This is a genomic window from Nocardia sp. NPDC058114, from assembly GCF_042884695.1.
Taxonomy (GTDB): Bacteria; Actinomycetota; Actinomycetes; order Mycobacteriales; family Mycobacteriaceae; genus Nocardia.
Genome location: NZ_JBHVTK010000006.1, coordinates 433,409 through 453,820, shown reverse-complemented (window position 1 = coordinate 453,820; position 20,412 = coordinate 433,409). Strand labels below are relative to the sequence as shown.

Here is a 20,412-nt window from a genome sequence, read left to right as displayed (position 1 = left end):
CCATGAGCCGCACCACGACCGTCTTCGACAGCATCGACATCGCTGCCGATCCGGTGTCCATCTATCAGCAGGTCAGCGATCCGACACTGATGGGTCGGTGGAGCCCGGAGAACCGTGGTGCGAAGGTAGCCCAGCCGCGCGAGTCCACTTATGTGGGAATGGAATTCGAAGGGTTGAACAAGCGTGGCGGTGCTCGCTGGGTGACCCGCTGCGTGGTGATCGCGGCCGAGCCGGGACAGCGGTTCGCGTTCCGCGTCGAGGCGATCGGCGTCCGGCGGCCATGGATCCGCGCGGGTATCGCGACCTGGGACTACCGGTTCGAGCCGGACGACGGTGGCACCCTGGTCACCGAGACCTGGCACGACGATCGCAAGTCATGGCCGGACGCGGCGGTTCAGGTCTTCGACCGGATCGCCACCGGCGGCGACACCTTCGTGGAATTCCAGCGCAAGAACATCCGCCGCACGCTGCGCAACCTCAAGCAGCACTTCGAGTCGAACGACTGAACGCGGGCGCCGCAGGGGCCTAACCGTCTTCCTACCGGTCGCCGTCAAGGCTCGCCGACGGCACGCCCGTCGTGGTGGGCACGGCGCCCGTCGTCGCCAGAATCGTCGCCGCGACCAGTTTCGGATCGTCGATCATCGGCACATGGCCGACGCCCGGCACGATCTCGAAGCGGGCCCGCGGGAAGCGCTCCTGGGCGATGCGGCCATTGACCGCCGGCGGTAGGATCGCGTCCTTCTCCGACCAGGCCAGGGTGATCGGACACGGCAACTCCGACACCGACGCGATCTGCTCCCTGGTGTCGAGCACGTCTTCGGTGACCGTGCACCCGATGAGGTCGGCGGCCGCTGTCAGTGCTTGCGCCGGGGTCAAACGATCAGCGCGACAAGCGATATCGCGCAGCGCGAGCCGCCGGACCACCGCCGATCGCATGACCACCGGTTGAACCGGTCGGGACAGCTCGACCAGGGCGCCCAAGCGGCGCAGCTTCCTGACCGCGCCGGTCTGCCCATGGCCACCACCATCCCAGAACCCGGCAGGTGAGAGCGCGCAGACGCTCAACGCCCGACCCCGCAACGCGAGCTCGATGGCCATCCACCCACCGAGCGAGTTCCCCGCGAGATGAGCCTTCCCGATACCCCGCTCGTCCAGCATGCGCTCCGCCGCGTCAACGATGTCGCGCACTTTGACCGGACGCTCGCGCACCGCCGGCCCGCCCCGATGCCCGAGCGCTGTCAGCGCGACCACGTCGTGATGATCGGTCAGGCGCGGAACGACGTCCTCCCACGCCGCCGCCGACATGGTGACGCCATGGAACAAGACGACCGAGGACTTACCGGAACTCATGGGCAGATGCTACTCACCGCCGGTCACCCGGTGGGCGGGGTTCGCGGTCGACCCAATTCCTTCAATGCAGCGCCCCAGGGAACCGTGCCGAGTCCTCCGTCGATATGGACGAAGCGCACGCCCCACCGGGACAACTTGTCGACAGCCTCGCGGATTGCTGGAAACGCCATCTGCTCTGGCTTTGCATGTGGCACCGCCACAACCGGACGACCTCCGCCCACAGCCTCGACCAGCATCGCCAAGGGAAGTGTGTCCCCGATCCCGCAAGCCCACTTGGCCAACGAGTTCGACGTGATCGGCGCGACAATCAACGCATCAGCCGGCGGCAGGAGGTCGACGGTGCCTGGCTCCTTGAACTGCGAACGCACAGGATGCCCGGTCTCGGCCGCCAGTGCGGCGGCGTCGATGAAACGGGCACCATTCGGCGAAGCAACCACGCACACGTCCCATCCGTCGGCCTGGGCCAGTTTGACCAACTCGCCGATATCGCTCGCAGGGGTCGCGCCTGTCACGATCGCGTACAACACCCGGGTTCGCTCAGCCATAGCAACCATCGTCGCAGGCATCGGCCAGATCGGCACACCTCCGTCGGAACCACACCTACTCGTTGCGCCAGCCGACCCAAGTCGCCAGTAATCAGGTCGCGCCGCGCTTTGCGCATCATGTGCCCAACAAGCTACGAACATGGGTCATGTTCCGAACCTGTTGTGATGCAGTATTTTCAGCTCGCAGAAGAGCGTGAATCGAAGCTGGATAATTTCGCATCATCGATGCCGCACGACCGACTTCGACAAAGTACTGCGCTGTCCCTCCAGCGGTGGGCAACGTGTGGGGATCGAGACGCTGACCGGTGAACATCGCCAGCACCGCGAAACACATCAACTCACCGCGACGCCGCCCGAGCGGCCAACCGGTACGCCAACGAATTGGCAACCCGCGCTGAACGCGTCGCAACCGAGGACGAACAGCGCGCCGTCTCACCGATCAACCTCGGGCCGCCCTCGGCGCCGCCGCACGACGCGAGACGACCACCACAGCGCTACAGCAGGCGCCCGAGGGCTTGCCCTTCGCTACTGTCGCCCAGGTCGTTTCGTAGCTCGCTGCCGACATGAGTGGTCAGCGACAAGTGTCGAACATCATCGTCACCTTCGTCGGCGGATTGCGCGCCGATCCAGAACGCGAAGCACATCGCCACGCGAACAGAACACCGTTGTCCCGAAGGGCGGGGTCTCATCGACGTTGGGAAGCGGTGTGTAGATCGATGTGCGTTCCGACGGTGGCGTCGAGGGCGCCGATGCACAGCGCGAGGTTGTCCGAGGGACTGATGGTTCGGTCCACGAGGGTGGCCAGGGTCGTTTCGCGGACGAATGCCACCCAACCGGCGAATGCCGCCTGGGCCAGTTCGCGGTGGTGTCCGGTGGCGCCGGTGGCATCGAGGATGCTTGCGCACAGGGCGCGAAAGGTGGCGTCGATCGGCTCGCGCACTATGGGCGATCCAGCGATCGAGCTGCGGTTGGCGATCAGGACCAGGGGCAGGTTGCGCGCGTAGAAGTCGAGGTATCCGCTCAGTGTGGCGATCAAGCCGTCGCGCACCGTGGCCGCGGTGTGCAGGGGTGCGGCGGTGCGCAGGCTGTCGTGGGCGCGCTGCCAGATGGCGGCGAAGAAGTCGGCCTTGGTCGGGAAGTAGTGATACAGCAACGCCCGGGTCACACCGGCGCTCGCGGCGATCTGCTCCATCGACACGTCATCGAACGGCTCTGTACCGAAGAGCCGTTCACCGACGTCGAGTAGTTGCACGCGTCGAGCGTCCGGGGTCATACGACGGGGCGGCATCGAGCCCAGTGTAGGGCTTGTCCGGAGCGGCCCGAGACGGCTACCGTAGCCTTATTCGACAGTTGTCAAATAAGGGGGATGACGATGCGCGTGTTTCAGGTGTGGCTGCGAGTGTTCGGTGTTGCCGTGGTCGGTATCGCGTTGGCGCACTTGCTGTTCGGTCAAGCCACCTACATCGGTGGAGGCGAGGTCAACGCCACAATGGAGTCGGATCTGCGTTTCTACAGCGTGCTCTTCGCCGCCTACGGTGCAGCCTTCATCTGGACGGCGGCCGATGTCGTCGGCCGGGCAAGAGTGATCGATGCTTTGGGGTTGCTGTTCTTCCTCGGCGGGTTGGCCAGGATTCTGGCGTGGACCGTCGCGGGAGCACCGCATGCGTTCTACGTCTTGATGATTCCCGTTGAGCTACTGATCCCAGTAGCGCATGCGTTTGTCGTGCGGCGTTTCGAACGCGTCACGACCGCGATCCCCACCTAGGAATTGGGGCGAGGCCACGCGGGTTTTCGCAGGCGTGAAGCGCGGGCAGCGTCGCGGCGACTAACCAGATCGACTCGCAGAAATCATCACTCCCGGCGACACGGGCCGGCCTCACGGCCGGCCGGTGTCATCGTGTCATCGACCGGCGAGGATGCCGCCGGAGACGTCGAGGTAGGCACCGGTGATCCAGCGGGCGTCGTCGGATGCAAGGAAGCCGACAACGTCGGCGATGTCGGCGACCTCGCCGACCCTGCCGATGGCCGACCATGCGGCCATCTCCGCGACAGCCTGGGGATTCGAGAAGATGAGGCTTCCGTTGTTCGTCACGCCGGCGGCAACGGTATTGATCGTGATCTCCCGGGGGCCGATGTGCCGCGCCAGTTGCACCGTGATCTGCTCCATGGCGGCTTTGCTGATCGCATAGACCGTTTGACCGGGATGAGAAGTTCTGGTGATGCCCGACGAAATATTGATGATTCGCCCGCCGGACGACATCAATTTCAGTGCACGCTGGGCGAGGAAGAACGGCGCTTTGGCGTTGACCGCGATGAAGCGGTCGAAGATCTCCGGCGTCACCTCCTCCGGCGCCATCTCGTCGAACCCGGCGTGCGCGGCATTGTTCACCAGAATGTCCAATCTCGCCGTCCCCGTCCGGGTTTCGAGTTCCATCTCCAGCGCCGCAGACAGTTCCGAAACCGCATCCGGCTCACCGAGTTCGGCACGGACCAGGAAGGCGCTGCCACCGGCGTTCTCGATCAATGCCACGGTCTGCGCCGCCGCGTCCCCGTTCGTCGCGTAGTGCACCGCGACCAGCGCCCCGTCGCGCGCGAGCCTGGTCGCGATGGCACGTCCGATTCCTCGGCTCGATCCGGTGACCAACGCCGTCTTGTTCTGCAGCCCGTTCATACCCACCTCTTCTACTACGTCGTGTAGTTGAAGAGTAACGAGTCGAACACGCAGCGTGAACCACGAAATCCGGTGCCGAACAACACACCGAAATCCCTTGCAGCGCAGCGCAGTAGCTGCGCAATCGGCTGCAACCGACAGCTGTTTCCGATCTCCATCTGCCGATCTGCGGTGCACGGCCCCCGGTCGCGGGCGGAAAGTACCACCCACAGGAAAAACCGAGGTGTCCGTGGCGGCGACAGAGACAGGTTTGGCCACGCCCTGAATGCGGTTGTCCTGCGGGCGTCAGATCATTCGGTCAATGACCGTCTGTGCACACGGAATCGTCAACTGTCGCGTATTCGTGCGGTCGCTCGTCGATCTGTCCTTGGTCAATCATTGATGTATCAATCCTGACTAAGATCATGAGCGTCGGTAATGTCGAGTCGTCGAAGTGTGGAGGCCGACCGATAGGGGTGGAAGTGAAGCCTGGAAGCAAGTTGGTCGGAAAGATCATCTCGCCGCGGACGTTCCGGATCGGGATGAGCTTGTATCCGCCGTTGCTCTTCGCCGGCGTTCGCGTTGAGCACGTGGCAGACGACTGGACTACCGTTCGGGTTCGACACCGGGTCAGCTGGTGGAACGGCAATCACAACGGTGCTGCCTTCGGCGGGACGTTGTCGGCCATGACCGATCCGTTCTTCGGGCTCATGGCATTGCAGCAGCTCGGCGCCGACTACGTCGTATGGAACACCTCAGCAAGCATCGAGTTCTTCAAAGCCGGTCGTGGGACCGTAACTGCGACAATGCAACTCACGTCGGATGAGGTTGATGCGATTCGCCGCGTGACCGCTGATGGCAGCAAGTCTGTGACCCGTCACTCGACTGAGATCGTCGCGAGCGACGGATCAGTCGTCGCTCGCGCCCAGCAACAGCTCTATGCGCGTCGATCGAGGACCGCTGTCGCGAAGACCGCCTGACGCAGAATCCCATCTCTAGAGTTACGGTGCACGACGTGCGCTGAGTCCTGCATCCAAGGAATCAGAAGTGGCACGGCGCGGAAACCAGCGGATCTGGTGTAGCCGTGGTCGGACCGCGTGGTGGGTCGAGCCGGTGTTCGTCACGGACGTCGAGTATCGCGAGATCAGCGACGACGGTCTGCTGCGGCATCCCAGCTTCCGGTGGATCCGGACAGACAAGACCCCCAACGAGATCGGCCTACCGGCTGGCTGCCGATGCTGAACGGGTTGACGAACATCCGTACCTGCGGGATCAGCGCGGACACCGTCGCCCCGGCCGATGTTCGCCAAACGGCCTTGGCCTCAACCGGTCAGCGCATCGTTGGCCGTCAGAATGCCACCAATCAATACGTGTATGAGTTGACGGGTGAGAGCAGACATTGACGGTGCAGTCCACATCGCCCTCATCGCACGCGGATTCGGCTGGACGTGGACCGAGCCGGATGTGACCCGCTTCTGCCAAGCCACGGGATGGAGCATCCTCCACGAAGATCGGGGCCTCGGCCCCAGCTTGCGAACCAACCTCGACGTCCACCTGCCGCACTGCAGCGTCGACTTCAAGCGACGAAAAACGCTGACGGTTCCACAACGACATCTTGAAGAGCGCGCTCGCATCGAACTTTGCGTCCTCAGCTGAGGATTTCGGGTCTGAGCAATACCCAGCACTCGGCGGCACCGAGCCGAGCCTGCGACCGGACCGAGACCTGTAAGTGACAGGTATCCGTGATGAATCTTCTCTGCATCTGTCGCGGTCGACAGCGCTAGCCCGGGAGCCCCGCTTCAGCCAAACCGCTTCGACTGCCCCGACCCAGTTCGATCCGTTCGATGACATCCCATATATAGGAGTTGTCCCGAAGTTCGAGCGAAACCAGCGCAGCCTCGGTGGTCACGACATCGAAGCCGTAGATAGCACTGCCAGCCGTCGCTGCCGTCGTGGCAGCCACCTCTTCCAGACCTTCGAAAACCGGGTACGCGATCGTCACATGGGGATCCGATGTTGATTCCTTCAGCGACGCGTGCGGCAAGACGGAGATCGTTGCGGCTCGTAGCGTGTCGCGAAGCTCCATCACCGGCGCCGCGGGTGAGATCACAAAGCCGAGCGCACCACGAATGTTGGTCAGCCGATCGACGGACAAGCTGAACGGGGCCAGGTCTCGGCAGGCATGCTGCGCGGCTTCCGCAATAGAAGCACGTTGCTCGAAGGTGCACGTGTACGGGCGTGAAATTCGATCCAACGTCAGGTGGAGGCCGTCGGGCGGCGTGGTCTTGAAGTACGCCGGATCGATGGCCTGCTGACATTCTTTGGTCCGCGAATGAAGTTCCGAAGCGTGATCGAAGGTCAAGAACCAGTAGTAGCCGAGCGGGCCGTTTTCGAGCGGACGGCGTCGCAGGCTGTCCGAGTTTCCAGTCACTTCTCGCCGTCCTTACTTGCCAGCGCATCCCGGACGCCCTTCAACTGCGAGGTATCCCCCCACCTGTCGGCCACGTCACGGAAAAATTCCGAAGCTCGGCGCTGAACCTGGGCCATAGGCTTGTCTGGCGAAGTGTCTAGAGCATCGTGCATTATCGCGACTGCAGCATCCAGGTCGGCATCTTCGGCCAAGACATGCGAGCGGGCCACGTCGATCATCACCAGCGACCTACCCCATGGCGAGTTCGTGTTGTTCATGTCCGCCAATGCGAGCTCCGCATACTGTTCGACTTTGTCCGGCATCGCCAACGACAGATACGATGTCGCGGCATTTCCAGCCACCTGCGCCGCACTGTAGCTTCCCAGCGAGATGCTGGATGGCACTCCATCCGGGGCGCTCTCGCACGTGACCAGCTCGTATGCCCGGTCCACCGTGCGTCGCACGCCGTCAGTATCGCCGAGCTTTCCCATTGCTCGCGCGACTCCGTTGATCGCTAGTCTTACGCTTTGCGGCCCATCTTCCGCTCGAGCGAGGCCGTCTCGAGCATAGTCCAACGCTCGTTCGTACCTCCCCGCGTAATACTCACAGAAGCTTTGCAGCCCACGCGCCCATGCTGTGAGGTTAGCGTTCTGCGCATTGTCCCCCAGATGGAAAGACTCCAGACAGTAAGCCCGTGCCATCGAATAATGGCCAGTTCCGACGGCGATATAGCCGAGCAGTCCCGAAGTTTCGCTGGCGATGTCGAACAACTCGCTGCGCTGTTTCGGATGGCTGCATTCACCGATGAGCCCATCGAGCCACTCCCGCTGCTGCTTCAACGCGGGAACGAGTCCGGCAGGATCTACAGTTTCATAGTTCGCGATTGCATGGTGCGTACTGATTCGCAGCTGGTCAATGATCTCGGGATTGACAGATCGGCTCAGCTTGTGGACGCGACCTAGGACCGCGAGCAGATCCGTAGTGATTGCCTGGTCACCGTCCTCCGGCAACCCGTCATCATCGCGGTTGGTGTATGCGATCGCAGTCTGGGTGTGACGCAGCACGGTTGAATGGCGGTCCCGCCAAACGGCTTCCCCGTCCGCCACGATCTGCTCGAAGCGTTCTCTATCCGCTGGAGATGCACGCTGCCGGTACGTCGTATCCAGAATTGCTTGCGCCGTGGATCTGGGTTTCACGGAGCTCAGGCCAGAGCGCCAGTTGTTGATCGTGGTCGTCTCGACACCGAGCAAGGCGGCGAACTCTCGAATCGACTTTCGCATCGCCTCTTGAAGCGCAGCCGCTTCAAAGCCTGTCCAAGCCCGCCCTCGCATCATCGCCGCTTCCTACTTTTCAGCACCTGATCTCGGAAGTACACACGATACGCCTACGGTATGCGATCGCTACGCGGTTACCTCCGATACCGCTGGTGGGCGACGCTTTTCATCTGCACCTGTTCCCGGGAATCCATGGCGAGGCCGCCAGATCGATGCCCTTCACTGCCGGATGCGTCGCCAGGAGGCCGCACATGTCGAGCCACTCGCTCACCGATCTAGTCAAGCTGGTCGGGGTGATGAGAGAAGCCGGTTGGGTCAACCTCACCCTGGCTATCCCGAGTTCCCCTGTTGCCGACAACCCCCATGCGGCGGAAACCGTCGACGTTTTTCTCACCGCGCACGAACTGCCAACCGGCTACCAGCTGATCTCCGCCTTCCGTGGCGCATTCGGACACCTTCCTGGTGACCACCTGATCGCACGCTGGGCTCAAGCCTTCGCCCACCTGCACCGTTGCCGCCACATCAACCCCGCAAACACTGCCCGAATCGATACGCGCAGAGCTGAACTCGCTGAACTGGTCGATGCCTGGGTCGCGAACCACTCCAGGTTGCCCGACCGGGATTACGGCGCCGCGCTAGATGAACTGGCGGCCGCGTATATCGGATTCGAAGCGAAGTTCCACGCGAGAGCGCCCGTCGACTTCGACGAGCTGCACCGAGCATGGACCATCGTCGCCGGCCACGTCATCGACTGGGGCGACCTCCGTACCGGCCAGGCAGCCGTGTCGCGACCACTGCAGCTTTCCTCCCCCATATCCAGCGATTGAAAGGTGTACCACCATGCTCGATCTCGACTACTCGACTGATCCACAGTTCCTCGAAACCTGCGCGCGCGAAGGAATCGCAGTCACCGAGGCCGCGACCGCTATCGCGAGCGGCACTCTGGTGTTCTTGCGTTCCAACGATTCTCGCCATCACAAGGACTTTGTCCCGATCTTCGTCGGTGCGGGTACTCGACGAAAAGTGACGGCGCTGATCGGGTTGGGCCCCAGGGACACCAACCGCGACGCGATCGTCGACAGCATGTCGGTGATCCTGGCTGCCAAACCCGATGCGGTGATCGACCTGACCACCAACCCCGAGGGCATCGCGCTGCGCCGCGAGCTGAAGGAAGTGGTGGGAATCCCGTTGGGCTGCTGCCTCACCTACGACCTGTTCGCCCAGCCCCGCAAGAAGCTCGGTCGTGCCGAATTCTTGGAACGTTTCGAACTCGGCCTGGACTCCGGTGTCGACTTCGCGCTGATCCACGCCGGGATCAACCCGGAGCTGGCGCGAATGAGTGAGCAGTCGACACGGATCATGCCCACCACCTCCCGCGGTGGCGGACTGATCGCGCGCTACATGCGCATGCACAACACCGAATCGCCGCTGCACAAGTACTTCGACGGCATCCTCGAGATCTGCCGACGCCGCGGCGTGGTGCTCGACCTCGGCGACATTTTCCGCCCCGGCGCCACAGCTGATGCCGGTGACGACCTGAAATGGCGCGAGATCGAGTTGCTGGCCACGCTGCGCCGCCTAGCCCTCGACGCCGGCGTTCAAGTCCTGTGCGAAACCGGCGGCCACATCCCGCTGCACCGCATCCACGAAATCATCCCCGCCTACAAGAAGGCCCTCGGTGGCGCGCCATTGTGGCTGGCAGGCCCGATGGTCATCGACAACGCTGTCACCCTCGACTCGATCGTCAACACCATCGGCGTGGCCACCGCCGGGCAGCACGGCGGAGACATGTTCGCCTCCATCACCCAGGTCGAGCACTACCTGATGCCCACCGGACCCGACACCGCCGAAGCCGTACGCAACGTCAAAGTCGCCATCACCGCCCTCGAACTGGGCCGCGACAACACCGACGAAGCAGCCCGCCAGCGCGCCATCTCCGTCGCTCGGCGCGCGAACAACTGGGACGTGCAAGCCACCCACGCGCTCTACCCACGGCTGGCTGGCAACGCATTCATCAACGCCGGATTGAAAACTGGTGCACCGTGCACGATCTGCGGATCGCTGTGCCCACACCTGACAGCCAAGAAGGCCAACGAGGAAATTCCCGTCCCCGCCGGTACCGCTCCGTTGTCGATCACTCCTGTGGAGAGCTGAGCAATGACCACGACAGCTCCTCAGCCCATCGGCACCACAGCATCCTTGGCCGCCACGATCACCAGGCGTCTCCCCGACACAGCAGAGCTGACGACGGTCGCAGCCCGCGTGGCCGACGACCTGCTCGCCCTCGGCGAACACGTGCCCGACACCGACTGGCTCATCCTGGGTGGATCGATGGCCCGCGGCGAACCGAGCTGGATTCGCTATCACCACGACCAGCGCCAACTCATCAGCGACCTCGACCTGCTGTATGTCTTCTCTGGTGAGACACCGACAGCGCTCATTTCCCAATTGCGCACGACCGCTGAAAGGCGCTTCCCCACCGTGGATTTGATGACGCTGCCGCTGCGCGACTACCGCACCGTCACAACGTCACTGGGCTACGACTTCAAGAACCTCGGCGTCCCACTGACCCCGCACGGCCTGCCAGAGCACAATCCCGTGCGACTCGACGACCGCGACGCCTACGAGATCCTGCTGTACTACATCCAGGCCTACTACTGGCATCGACTCAACTACCGGTGGCAGACCGGCCTGGACTCCACCCAATTCCACCTGCTGGTGAACCGACTGTGCATGAAAGTGCTTCGCGCGACGGCAATGCTGGAACGCGGCGCCTACGCCCATCACGACTTCGCCCGCATGGCCCCACACCTCGCCGAACAGATACGCACCGAGCTGGCATGGCGCACCGATCCACGGCAGCCTCCGTTGGACCCGTCCCGATTCTGGGTCTACGTGCACGACGCTTTCCGCAGATTCGACTTCGCCTTCGGCGGCCCACGACCAGACGCGGTGCGACTGAGCAAATACGCCACCACCAGCAGCGGGCAGATCATCGCCCGCCACCAGAAGCGAGTCAGCGAACTGGCCCGGGAAGTCGCCGCCACGTGGGTCTCGAACCCTCGTCTGGACAGGATCGGTACCGTGGAGCGCGCAACCTGGTCACGAGTCACCGGCTGGGCAGGAACGCAGCAACAGCCCGGCCCCGCCTCCTACTTCGCCAAGCACCGACGCGAAATCCACGACCACCTCCTCGCCATGAAAGTGCAGGTCGCTGCATGAAGATCCTCGTCACCGGCGGCGCCGGCTACATCGGCGCCACCGTGACCCGGCTCCTCCTCGACGCCGGGCACCAAGTCGATGTCGTCGACGACCTCTCCCGCAACGACGACCGGCAGATCCCCGCCGAAGCGCGGTTCCACCGACTACGCGTACACGACATCGCCGCCGTCCTCACCCCCGACGCCGGATTCGACGCAGTGCTGCACTTCGCCGGACTCATCGCCGCCGGCGAATCGATGAACCACCCGGAATGGCACTGGGACAACAACACCCGAGCCTCGCTCGCCCTCCTCGACGCCATCCGCGACGCCGGGATACCGCGCCTGGTGTTCTCCTCCACCGCCGCGGTCTACGGCGAGCCCGACACAGTTCCGATCACCGAGAACGCCCCCACGAACCCGGTCAACACCTACGGCGACACCAAACTCGCAGTCGACCGAGCTATCGCTTCGATCACCCGCGCGAGCAAACTCGGTGCCGTCAGCCTGCGCTACTTCAACGTCGCGGGCGCGCATACCTGCGCTGACGGTTCGATGATCGGCGAACGCCACACTCCTGAAACCCATCTCATTCCCTTGGCGCTGGAAGCCGCCGCTGGCCTTCGCGACAAGTTCGATCTCTTCGGCGACGACTACCCGACTCCTGACGGAACCTGCATCCGCGACTACATCCACGTCACCGACCTCGCGCAGGCGCATCTACTGGCGCTTGAATCCATTGGCTCCGGCGAGCACCGAATTTACAACCTGGGCAATGGAATCGGGTTCTCCAACCAACAAGTCCTCGACGCCGTTCGGCGCGTCACAGCCGCTCAGTTCGAAGTCGAGACAGCACCACGCCGACCTGGTGATCCTGCGGTTCTATACGCCTCCGCTGAACCAGCAAAACGTGAGCTCGGATGGTCGCCGACGAACCCCGACATCGTCGACATCGTCGGTGACGCTTGGAAATTCCACCAGACTGTCGCTAGGTAATTGGTCACCGGGGCGCGCCGCGGTCGACATCGGTCGTTGAGCCCGGGCGCCAACACCTACAGTTCCCATGTGGAACCGGTCTCGGTAAACCGGTCAGGAACGGGCGCGTCGAAGATATCGACAACCCAGTAGTGGTCAGGATCCGGGTCGTCAGGCCCGTCGTCATCGACTAACGGCACATAGTATGGCGTGCCAGTACGGCTCGCGTGCGACTCATCCAGCGCCGACAGTCGGCCTCCTCAGATGCACCATCCGCAGAGGCCGAGTGTCCTTGTTACGTCACGATCCGTAGCGGATTTTCGACGAATTCCTTCAGGGTTGCCAGGAATTGGGCCGCGACCGCGCCGTCGATGGCCCGGTGGTCTGCGGACATGGTGACGCGAAGGATCTTGCGGGCGACCACTTCGCCGTTGTCGAGGCGGAGTTCGTCGGCCGCCGCTCCCACGGCGAGAATCGCGGATTCGGGCGAGTTGATCACCGCGGTGAATTGTTCGATGCCGAACATGCCGAGGTTGGAGATGGTGAAGGTGCCGCCCGACATGTCCTCGGCGCGGAGCTTGCGATCGCGGGCGCGGGTCGCCTTGTCGCGGCTCTCGGTCGCGATCTCGGAGACGCTCTTGCGGTCGGCGTCACGGATGACCGGGACGAGGAGTCCGACCGGGGTCGCCACCGCGACGCCGATGTGGATTCCTTGGTGGCGCAACAGCTTGTCGCCCGCGAAACTCACGTTGACCGAGGGATCCTTGCGCAGTGCAGTCGCGACCGCCTTGACGAGCAGGTCGTTCACGCTGACCTTGCTCTCGCCCGCCGCGTCCAGGGTGGCGTTGATCCGCGCGCGGAAGGCGAACAGCTCGGTCACGTCGATCGCGCTGGTCAGATAGAAGTGCGGCGCCTGCTGCTTGCTCTCGGTGAGCCGAGTTGCCGATACGCGCTGAATGTTGGTCAGCGCGACCTCTTCGAACTCCCCTGACGCCGGAACAGACTGCACGGCAACCGCACTCGCCTCAGGTGACGGCGTCGAGATGTCAGCGGGCGCCGCGACGCTGTGGGCCGCCTCCACGTCTCGTTTGGTGACCCGCCCACCAGGGCCGGTACCCACGACGGAGTCAATATCGACCTGCAACTCGCGGGCGATCTTGCGAGCGAGCGGCGAGGACTTGACCACGACCCTCGGCGAGACCGAGACGGGCTCACTGTGCGAACTACGTTGTGGTGCAAAGTCTCTGGCAGGAGAGTTGACAGCGGATGGCACGGCAACGGATGGCGTCACCGCAGCAGCGGCACCGGAATCCGCCGTCGAGGTGGTGCCGTCGCCGACGATCGCGATCGGCTCACCGATCGCGACCCGAACGCCCGGCTCGGCGAGGATCTTCTCGAGCACTCCATCGTCGTAGGCTTCGAGTTCCATCAGCGCTTTGTCGGTTTCGATCTCGGCGACGATCTCGCCGCGGGTGATCTGGTCGCCGACCTGCTTGAGCCAGGCGGAGACGACGCCGTCCTCCATGGTGTCGGAGAGCCGGGGCATGACGATTTCGGGCATGGTCTTGTCCGTCCTGTTCCTGGTTCTCAGCGCCGCCGGCCGACAGCGGCCAGGGTTTCCGTCACGGCGGTATAGAGCGATTCCGCGGACGGCAAGGCGAGCTTCTCCAGCGGCTTGGCATACGGCAGCGGAACCTCGGCCATCGCCACACGGCGGACCGGCGCGTCGAGATAGTCGAAGGCACCGTCGGAGATGGAGGCCGCGATTTCCGCGCCGATGCCGTAGGTGAGCCAGTCGTCCTCGCCGATCACCGCGCACCCGGTCTTGCGGACCGAGGCCACGATGGTGTCGCGATCGAGCGGACGCAAGCTGCGCAGGTCGATCACCTCCACCGAAATCCCCTCGCCGGCAAGACGTTGCGCGACCTCGGTCGCGACGGTGGCCATCCGGGAGTAGCCGATCAGCGTGATGTCGGTACCCTCCCGGGTGACCGCCGCCTTGCCGATCTGGACAGGCGGAAGATCCTCGGGCACTTCGCCTTTGGTGTTGTAGAGCGACAGATTCTCCAGGAACAACACCGGATCGTCGTCGGCGATCGCGGCCTTGAGCAGCGCCCGCGCATCAGCGGGAGTACTGGGCGCCACGACCTTCAGACCGGGCACGAAGGCGTAGTACAACTCGATGTTCTGCGAATGCGTCGCCCCGAGTTGCTGGCCGCCGCCACCGGGAGTCCGGATCACCATGGGCACATTGGTCTGCCCGCCGAACATGCCGTAGATCTTCGCGGCGTGGTTGACGATCTGGTCCAGCGCCAGCAGCGAGAAGTTGATCGTCATGATCTCCACGACCGGGCGCAATCCGAGCATCGCGGCGCCGATCGCCGCACCGACGAAACCTTCCTCGGCGATGGGGGTGTCGCGTACTCGCTTCTCGCCGAACTCCTCGAGCAGACCGGCGGTGATCTTGTAGGAGCCTTCGAAGACGCCGATCTCCTCCCCGATCAGAAAAACGTCGTCATCGCGTCGCATCTCTTCACGCAGGGTCTCGCGCAGCGCTTCGCGATAGGTCATGACAGGCACAGTGGGAGTCCTCAGTGGGTGAAGAGCGGATCGGCGGGCAGACGGCGGGAATCGCCCGGCACCGGGGTGGCGTAGGTGTAGTCGAACAGGCTCGACGGCTCCGGATGCGGGCTCGCGTCGGCGAATTCGACGGCGGCGGCGACACCGTCGGCCACCTCGCGGTCGAGATCGGCCAGCGACGCTTCGGTAAGCACACCGGCGGCGAGCAAACGCCGCTGCCACAACACGATCGGATCGTGTTCACGCACCGTGGCAACGGTTTCGGTGCTGCGGTATTTGGCCGGGTCGACCACCGAGTGACCCTTGAGCCGGTAGCTCACCGCTTCGAGCAGTGCGGGTTTGCCTTCCCGGCGGGCACCTTCGATGAGTTCGCTCGCCAGGTCGCGCACGGCCAGCACATCGGTACCGTCCACCCGCTCCCCGCGCATGCGATAGGCCGCGGCGCGCTTCCACAGATCCGGTTCGGCCGAGGACTTCTCGACCGTGGTCCCCATGCCGGTCTGGTTGTTGATCACCAGGAACACCACCGGCAGCCGCCACAGCGCCGCGATATTGAGCGACTCGTGGAAGGCGCCGATATTGGTGGTGCCCTCCCCCATCTGGCACACCACGACGTCGTCGCCGTCGTTGTAGTCGATGGCCAGCGCCGCGCCGATCGCCAGGGGAACCTGTCCGCCCACGATGGCGTAGCCGCCCAGCAGCCGGGTCGCGGTGTCGTACATGTGCATCGAGCCGCCCCACCCTTTGGAGGTGCCGGTGGAGCGGCCGTAGAGCTCGGCCATCACGCGGCCCGGTTCGATGCCCTTGGCCAGCGCGTATCCGTGTTCGCGATAGTTGGTGAACAGGTAGTCGGTGGGGCGCATCGCCGCGCCCAGGCCGACGACCGTGGCTTCCTCGCCGAGGTTGAGATGGCAGTAGCCGCCGATCTTGGCCTGCTGGTAGCTCTGCGCGGTGCGCTCCTCGAAGCGCCGGATGAACAGCATGTCGCGGTAGAGACCACGCAGGGTCTCGGGATTCTCGGCCGCGACTGCGGAGTCGACATCCGAAGCGGGCGCGGCGGTTTCGGCCGGCTTGCGGGCGGGCTTGCTCCGCGCGGTGGTCGTGGTCATGTCGAGCTCCTCAACGCTTGCGTGGCGCGATGTGTACCGGCAGTCCGAGTCCGGCCATGGCCGCCTCCATGCCGATTTCGCCGAGTGTGGGGTGGGCGTGGATGGTGTCGGCCAACTCGTCGAGCGTGGCTTCCAGCGAGATCGCCAGCGCGCCCTCGGCGATCAGGTCGCTGGCGGACGGGCCGATGATGTGCACGCCGAGCACTTCCTGATGCGCTTGCCCCGCCACGATTTTGATGAACCCCTCGGTCTCGCCGAAGGTCTTGGCCCGGCCCAGTGCCGCGAACGGGAACTTGGCGGTGATCACCTCGTGGCCCGCCGCGCGAGCGGCCTCCTCCGTGAGACCGACGCTCGCGATCTCCGGGTGGGTGAACGTCGCTGCCGGGATGACCGTGTAGTCGATGTGGGTGTCGTGCCCGGCGATCACCTCGGCCGCGGTGATGCCCTGGTGAGAGGCAACATGGGCGAGCAGGGCCCGGCCGGTCACGTCGCCGATGGCGGACACGTGCTCGACATTTGTCCGCAGTCGATCGTCGACCTCGATGAAACCGCGCGCGTCCGTGGCGATTCCGGCCACATCGAGACCGAGTTCGGCGGTGTTGGGGCGTCGCCCGACGCCGACGAGGACGACATCGGCGTCGAGTTCCTGTGCCGCTGGGCCGCCGACCGATACCCGCAGCGCGTCGCCCTCGGTGATCGCCGTGACGGTGGCGCCGGTGAGGACGGTGATGCCACGCTTACGGAACGAGCGGCCGAGTGCGTCGCCGATCTCCTTGTCCTCCAACGGAACCAGGCGGTCCTGCATCTCCACGACCGTGACCTGGCTGCCGAACGTGGCGAACAGACTGGCCCATTCCGCGCCGACCGCGCTGCCGCCGATGACCACCAACCGTCGCGGTACCTCGGTCAGCCCGAACGCGCCGTCGGAGGTGACGACGCCGGGCAATCCCGCGCCCGGGATCGGTAGCCGCGCGGGCACCGAACCGGTCGCGACGATCACGTCGCGCGCGTTCACCCGGCGAATCGCCGTTCCAGCGGGCGCGGCGTAGCGGGGGCCGCCGTCGAAGATCGGTGAGGCGCCGACTTCGTGGACCTCCACGACAGTCGGTTCGACGAATCGGGCATGGCCCTCGATGACCGTGACACCGTTGGCCTTCAGCAAGCCGGCTACACCGTCGGTCAGTTCTTTGACGATGGAGTCCTTGCGCTGGCGCACCGCGCCGAAGTCGTAGCGCACATTGTCGGCGAGAACGCCGAATTCCGCTGCGGTGGTGAGAGTCTGGAAGACCTCCGCCGAGCGGAGCATCGCCTTGGTGGGAATGCAACCCCAGTTCAGGCACACGCCGCCGGGGCGCTCCTTCTCCACCACGCAGACCTTCAGGCCGCGTTGCGCGGCACGGATGGCGGCCACGTATCCGCCCGGTCCACCACCGATCACCAATAGATCGAATTCCAGCACTCGTGGTGCTCCTCAGCTCGAACGATCAACCCATCCACGGTCGTGGCTTGGATCATCCGTCGAGTCTCACGGTCCACAAATGCACAAACAACCAACCGACAGCCCAGAATTCGGAGCTCGAAAATGGGCGCTGCGCCCAATCGGTCGCGGTTGCGGGGTGGTCAGCCGGGTGGGTTGACGCCCATCTCCAGCGCGGCCAAGGCGAGGGAGAGTTCCAGGTAGGACCGCTGTCCTTCCAGTCGCCGACCCAGCAGGGCGGAGATTCGCTGGAGCCGGTTGATCACGGTGTTGCGATGGCAGTGCAGTCGCGGCGCGGCATTCGCCGCCGAGCAGTTCTCTTCGAGCCAGATCGCCAGGGTGCGCAACAGGATCTCGCGCTCTTTGGCCGGCAGTTCCAGCACCGGGCCGAGGGTGCGCGCGACCATGAGCGCGGTCAGGTCGGGAGAGCGCAGCAACAACGCTTCGGGGTAGCGCTGCTCCAACGACACCAGACCCCGTGCTGTCGCGGGCAGGGTCTCCAAGCCGAGCATCGCCAGCGCGTGGCCCGTCTCGATCTGCGCCAATCCCTGCACCACCGGTGACGCCGCTGCCCTGCCCCGGATCCGGCTTCCCACCTGGTCCAGCACAGCGGAACCGTCTCGCTGCTCGAGCGAGACCAGCCCCACCATGGTCTCGACGCGGTCGTGCCAGATCGACCGAATGCCCATCGCCGCCAACGCGGTCTCGGTGCCGAACTCCACGTGCGGACGATCACCGCGCACCGCGACCACCAGATACCCACCGTGGGCGGGCAAGTTCAGCTCGCGCGCCGCCCGCGCGGCGAAAGTCGCGTCACGGGCGCTGCCCGCCAGCAGGTCCTCGATCACGCCGTGGCGTCGCCGCTCGTCGCGACGAACCTGCTCCAGTTCGGTACTGCGATAGGAGGTGACCAGCGACGACGACATGCCGTCGATGGCCGACCAGGTCGCCACACCGATCTTGCGGACCTCACCGGGCGGGAGTTCGCCTGCCTTGTCGAGCAGCGCCTCCCACACGATCTGACCGCCGAGCCGGAACGTCCGCAACATGACCTCCAGGGGCACGCCCTGCGCGGCCCGATTGCGGCCGATGGCGGCGGCGACATCGTCGCGATCCGGGCCCGTCACGTCACCGGCGACCAGATCGAGCACCCTGGTCAGATAGCGGCAGCACGCATGGTGCAGGTCCTCCCGGCTCACCGGCGAGTAGTCGGTCCACTCCGGGATATCGGTGAAGATCGCGGCGATCAACTGCCTGGTCAGCGCGGGAATCTCGGTTCGGCACGCGGCCACCAGCTCCCTCGTACCCACCGAGGGAAGGGTGTGCTTGGATCTCGCGGCCATATCGCTAGACGCTACGCCCGCCCCCGGCTCGCCCGGAACGAGCCGATCACCGCATCCACGAACCGACCGACTCCGCAGTCCCGCCGCCTCTGGCACAGACAGCCGCGTCGTTGCCGCAGTGGCAGCGGCAGGCGGGCCATAGTGGTCGGATGGGTAACCAGTCCACGATCGCTACCGCGTTCCAACCCCTGCTGCGAGCCACGCTGGGCCCCCGCCCCGCGGTGGGGTTCGAGTTCTGGGACGGCAGCACGATCCATCCCGACGGGGAGAGCCCCGGCACGATGCGCGTGCGCTCCGAGGACGCGCTACGTCACCTGGTCTGGGCGCCGGGTGAGCTCGGCTTGGCGCGTGCTTTCGTCTCGGGCGCGGTGGATCTCGACGGCGATATCTTCACGATGCTGCGAGCACTCCAGTCGACCGCGCCGAACGATGCCCGCCTCGGTCTCGGGGCGACATGGCAGGCCATCGGCGCGGCGCGCCAGCTCGGGGCGCTCGGTCGCCGCCTGGAACCGCCGCCGGAGGAAGCCCGCCCGCAGCGTGGACCCCTGCACACCAAGCGGCGCGATGCGGCGGCGATCAGTCATCACTACGACGTCAGCAACGACTTCTACCGGCTGGTGCTCGGACCGAGCATGACCTACTCCTGCGCGCGGTTCGTACCGGACGACGACGGCTCGCTCGAGGCCGCCCAACGAGCCAAGCACGACCTGATCTGCCGCAAATTGGGCCTGGCCGAGCAGTCGGGTATGCGCCTGCTCGACGTGGGCTGCGGCTGGGGGTCCATGGCGATCCACGCGGCGTCGACCTACGGCGCGCAGGTCGTCGGCGTCACCATCAGCAGCGCTCAGGTCGAGCTCGCCCGCAAACGCGTCGCCGAGGCGGGGTTGTCGGACAGTATCGAGATCAGGCTTTCCGACTATCGGGACCTGCGCGGCGAGCAGTTCGACGCCATCTCCTCGATCGGCATGTTCGAGCACGTCGGCTCCGGGCGCGCCGCCGAATACTTCGACACTATGCGCGCACTGCTGCACCCGCGCGGACGGCTGCTCAACCACGCCATTTCCTCGCCGGGCGGATCCGTCATGCGCAATCGTTCCTTCATCGGGCGCTACGTCTTCCCGGACGGCGAACTCGTCGATGTGGGCGAGGTCGTGCTCGCCATGCAACGCGCCGGATTCGAGGTCCGTGACGTCGAAGCCCTGCGCGAGCACTACGAACGTACCCTCCGCCAATGGGTCGCGAATCTGGAAAACGAGTGGGAACAGGCGGTTTCGCTCGTCGGCGATGGGCGAGCCCGAATCTGGCGGCTGTACATGGCTGCGTCCGCGCTGGGCTTCGAGGACGGCGGACTCGGGATTCACCAGGTCCTCGGCGTGGTGCCCGAAGCGACAGGCAACGCCGAGATGCCCGCGACACGACGCGACTGGGGATAGTCCGCGCGGGTCAGCGCACGGCAACAGCTCGCACAACGATCACCATCCCGATATGATGAATCATTT

The 20,412-nt window shown here is 64.8% G+C and carries 21 protein-coding genes; 10 read left to right on the top strand and 11 right to left on the bottom strand.

Features of this window, described 5'->3' with window-relative positions:
- The first annotated feature begins 2 nt into the window (after positions 1-2).
- Positions 3-506 carry an SRPBCC family protein gene (locus ACFVVI_RS23935; RefSeq protein ID WP_378989720.1) on the top strand — a complete coding sequence of 168 codons (504 nt, stop codon included), beginning with the start codon at positions 3-5 and terminating at the stop codon, positions 504-506.
- Between the two features lie 31 nt (positions 507-537).
- Here the strand turns inward: ACFVVI_RS23935 and ACFVVI_RS23930 are convergent, their stop codons facing one another.
- The 3 genes from ACFVVI_RS23930 to ACFVVI_RS23920 form a co-directional block, all read right to left on the bottom strand.
- Positions 538-1,350 (bottom strand): alpha/beta fold hydrolase, encoded by an 813-nt coding sequence (locus ACFVVI_RS23930; protein ID WP_387446930.1) that lies wholly within the window; start codon positions 1,348-1,350, stop codon positions 538-540.
- 23 nt (positions 1,351-1,373) lie between these two features.
- Positions 1,374-1,895 carry a flavoprotein gene (locus ACFVVI_RS23925; RefSeq protein WP_387446928.1) on the bottom strand — a complete coding sequence of 174 codons (522 nt, stop codon included), beginning with the start codon at positions 1,893-1,895 and terminating at the stop codon, positions 1,374-1,376.
- Positions 1,896-2,580: 685 nt separating this feature from the next.
- Entirely contained in the window at positions 2,581-3,183 is a 603-nt protein-coding gene (locus ACFVVI_RS23920) for a TetR/AcrR family transcriptional regulator (RefSeq protein ID WP_387446926.1), read from the bottom strand.
- 78 nt (positions 3,184-3,261) lie between these two features.
- Between ACFVVI_RS23920 and ACFVVI_RS23915 the strand changes: the two genes are divergently transcribed.
- A complete protein-coding gene (locus ACFVVI_RS23915) occupies positions 3,262-3,660 on the top strand; it encodes a DUF4345 domain-containing protein (protein ID WP_387446924.1) in 399 nt (132 codons plus the stop codon).
- 135 nt (positions 3,661-3,795) lie between these two features.
- Here ACFVVI_RS23915 and ACFVVI_RS23910 read toward each other — a convergent pair whose 3' ends face one another.
- Positions 3,796-4,566 (bottom strand): SDR family oxidoreductase, encoded by a 771-nt coding sequence (locus ACFVVI_RS23910; protein WP_387446922.1) that lies wholly within the window; start codon positions 4,564-4,566, stop codon positions 3,796-3,798.
- Between the two features lie 461 nt (positions 4,567-5,027).
- Between ACFVVI_RS23910 and ACFVVI_RS23905 the strand changes: the two genes are divergently transcribed.
- The 3 genes from ACFVVI_RS23905 to ACFVVI_RS23895 all read left to right on the top strand — a co-directional run bounded on the left by ACFVVI_RS23905 (position 5,028) and on the right by ACFVVI_RS23895 (position 6,201).
- Entirely contained in the window at positions 5,028-5,525 is a 498-nt protein-coding gene (locus ACFVVI_RS23905; protein ID WP_387446921.1) for a DUF4442 domain-containing protein, read from the top strand.
- Between the two features lie 67 nt (positions 5,526-5,592).
- Positions 5,593-5,787, top strand: coding sequence for a hypothetical protein (locus ACFVVI_RS23900; protein WP_387446919.1), 195 nt, complete (start codon positions 5,593-5,595; stop codon positions 5,785-5,787).
- Positions 5,788-5,931: 144 nt separating this feature from the next.
- The gene (locus ACFVVI_RS23895) at positions 5,932-6,201 is read left to right on the top strand and encodes a DUF6301 family protein (protein ID WP_387446918.1); all 270 of its coding nucleotides are present in this window, start codon (positions 5,932-5,934) and stop codon (positions 6,199-6,201) included.
- A gap of 124 nt (positions 6,202-6,325) precedes the next feature.
- Here the strand turns inward: ACFVVI_RS23895 and ACFVVI_RS23890 are convergent, their stop codons facing one another.
- Positions 6,326-6,976 (bottom strand): 2'-5' RNA ligase family protein, encoded by a 651-nt coding sequence (locus ACFVVI_RS23890; RefSeq protein WP_387446917.1) that lies wholly within the window; start codon positions 6,974-6,976, stop codon positions 6,326-6,328.
- Positions 6,973-8,289 carry a helix-turn-helix domain-containing protein gene (locus ACFVVI_RS23885; protein WP_387446916.1) on the bottom strand — a complete coding sequence of 439 codons (1,317 nt, stop codon included), beginning with the start codon at positions 8,287-8,289 and terminating at the stop codon, positions 6,973-6,975. Before ACFVVI_RS23885 ends, ACFVVI_RS23890 begins: the two co-directional genes overlap by 4 nt.
- Before the next feature lie 92 nt (positions 8,290-8,381).
- On the opposite strand from ACFVVI_RS23885, the gene ACFVVI_RS23880 reads away from it, so the two are divergent.
- Genes ACFVVI_RS23880 through galE form a run of 4 tightly spaced genes read left to right on the top strand, consistent with a single transcriptional unit; the run spans position 8,382 to position 12,425 of the window.
- The gene (locus tag ACFVVI_RS23880; protein WP_387446915.1) at positions 8,382-9,056 is read left to right on the top strand and encodes a hypothetical protein; all 675 of its coding nucleotides are present in this window, start codon (positions 8,382-8,384) and stop codon (positions 9,054-9,056) included.
- Between the two features lie 13 nt (positions 9,057-9,069).
- On the top strand, positions 9,070-10,383 hold the full coding sequence (locus ACFVVI_RS23875) for a phosphomethylpyrimidine synthase ThiC (RefSeq protein ID WP_387446914.1): 1,314 nt from the start codon (positions 9,070-9,072) through the stop codon (positions 10,381-10,383).
- 3 nt (positions 10,384-10,386) lie between these two features.
- Entirely contained in the window at positions 10,387-11,451 is a 1,065-nt protein-coding gene (locus ACFVVI_RS23870) for a hypothetical protein (protein ID WP_387446913.1), read from the top strand.
- Positions 11,448-12,425: a UDP-glucose 4-epimerase GalE gene (galE, locus tag ACFVVI_RS23865; RefSeq protein WP_387446911.1), complete on the top strand. Its 978-nt coding sequence runs from the start codon at positions 11,448-11,450 to the stop codon at positions 12,423-12,425. The genes ACFVVI_RS23870 and galE overlap by 4 nt, the downstream gene beginning before the upstream one ends.
- A 274-nt stretch (positions 12,426-12,699) precedes the next feature.
- On the opposite strand, the gene ACFVVI_RS23860 is transcribed toward galE, so the two are convergent.
- The 5 genes from ACFVVI_RS23860 to ACFVVI_RS23840 all read right to left on the bottom strand — a co-directional run bounded on the left by ACFVVI_RS23860 (position 12,700) and on the right by ACFVVI_RS23840 (position 18,913).
- Positions 12,700-13,965 (bottom strand): dihydrolipoamide acetyltransferase family protein, encoded by a 1,266-nt coding sequence (locus ACFVVI_RS23860; RefSeq protein WP_387446910.1) that lies wholly within the window; start codon positions 13,963-13,965, stop codon positions 12,700-12,702.
- Positions 13,966-13,991: 26 nt separating this feature from the next.
- Entirely contained in the window at positions 13,992-14,975 is a 984-nt protein-coding gene (locus tag ACFVVI_RS23855) for an alpha-ketoacid dehydrogenase subunit beta (RefSeq protein WP_387446909.1), read from the bottom strand.
- Between the two features lie 20 nt (positions 14,976-14,995).
- Entirely contained in the window at positions 14,996-16,093 is a 1,098-nt protein-coding gene (gene pdhA, locus ACFVVI_RS23850; RefSeq protein WP_378989711.1) for a pyruvate dehydrogenase (acetyl-transferring) E1 component subunit alpha, read from the bottom strand.
- Positions 16,094-16,103: 10 nt separating this feature from the next.
- Positions 16,104-17,552 carry a dihydrolipoyl dehydrogenase gene (gene lpdA, locus ACFVVI_RS23845; RefSeq protein ID WP_387446908.1) on the bottom strand — a complete coding sequence of 483 codons (1,449 nt, stop codon included), beginning with the start codon at positions 17,550-17,552 and terminating at the stop codon, positions 16,104-16,106.
- A gap of 161 nt (positions 17,553-17,713) precedes the next feature.
- Positions 17,714-18,913 carry a PucR family transcriptional regulator gene (locus ACFVVI_RS23840; RefSeq protein ID WP_387446906.1) on the bottom strand — a complete coding sequence of 400 codons (1,200 nt, stop codon included), beginning with the start codon at positions 18,911-18,913 and terminating at the stop codon, positions 17,714-17,716.
- Positions 18,914-19,062: 149 nt separating this feature from the next.
- Here ACFVVI_RS23840 and ACFVVI_RS23835 point away from each other — a divergent pair, with 149 nt between their 5' ends.
- Positions 19,063-20,346 (top strand): class I SAM-dependent methyltransferase, encoded by a 1,284-nt coding sequence (locus ACFVVI_RS23835; protein WP_387446905.1) that lies wholly within the window; start codon positions 19,063-19,065, stop codon positions 20,344-20,346.
- Positions 20,347-20,412: the final 66 nt, after the last annotated feature.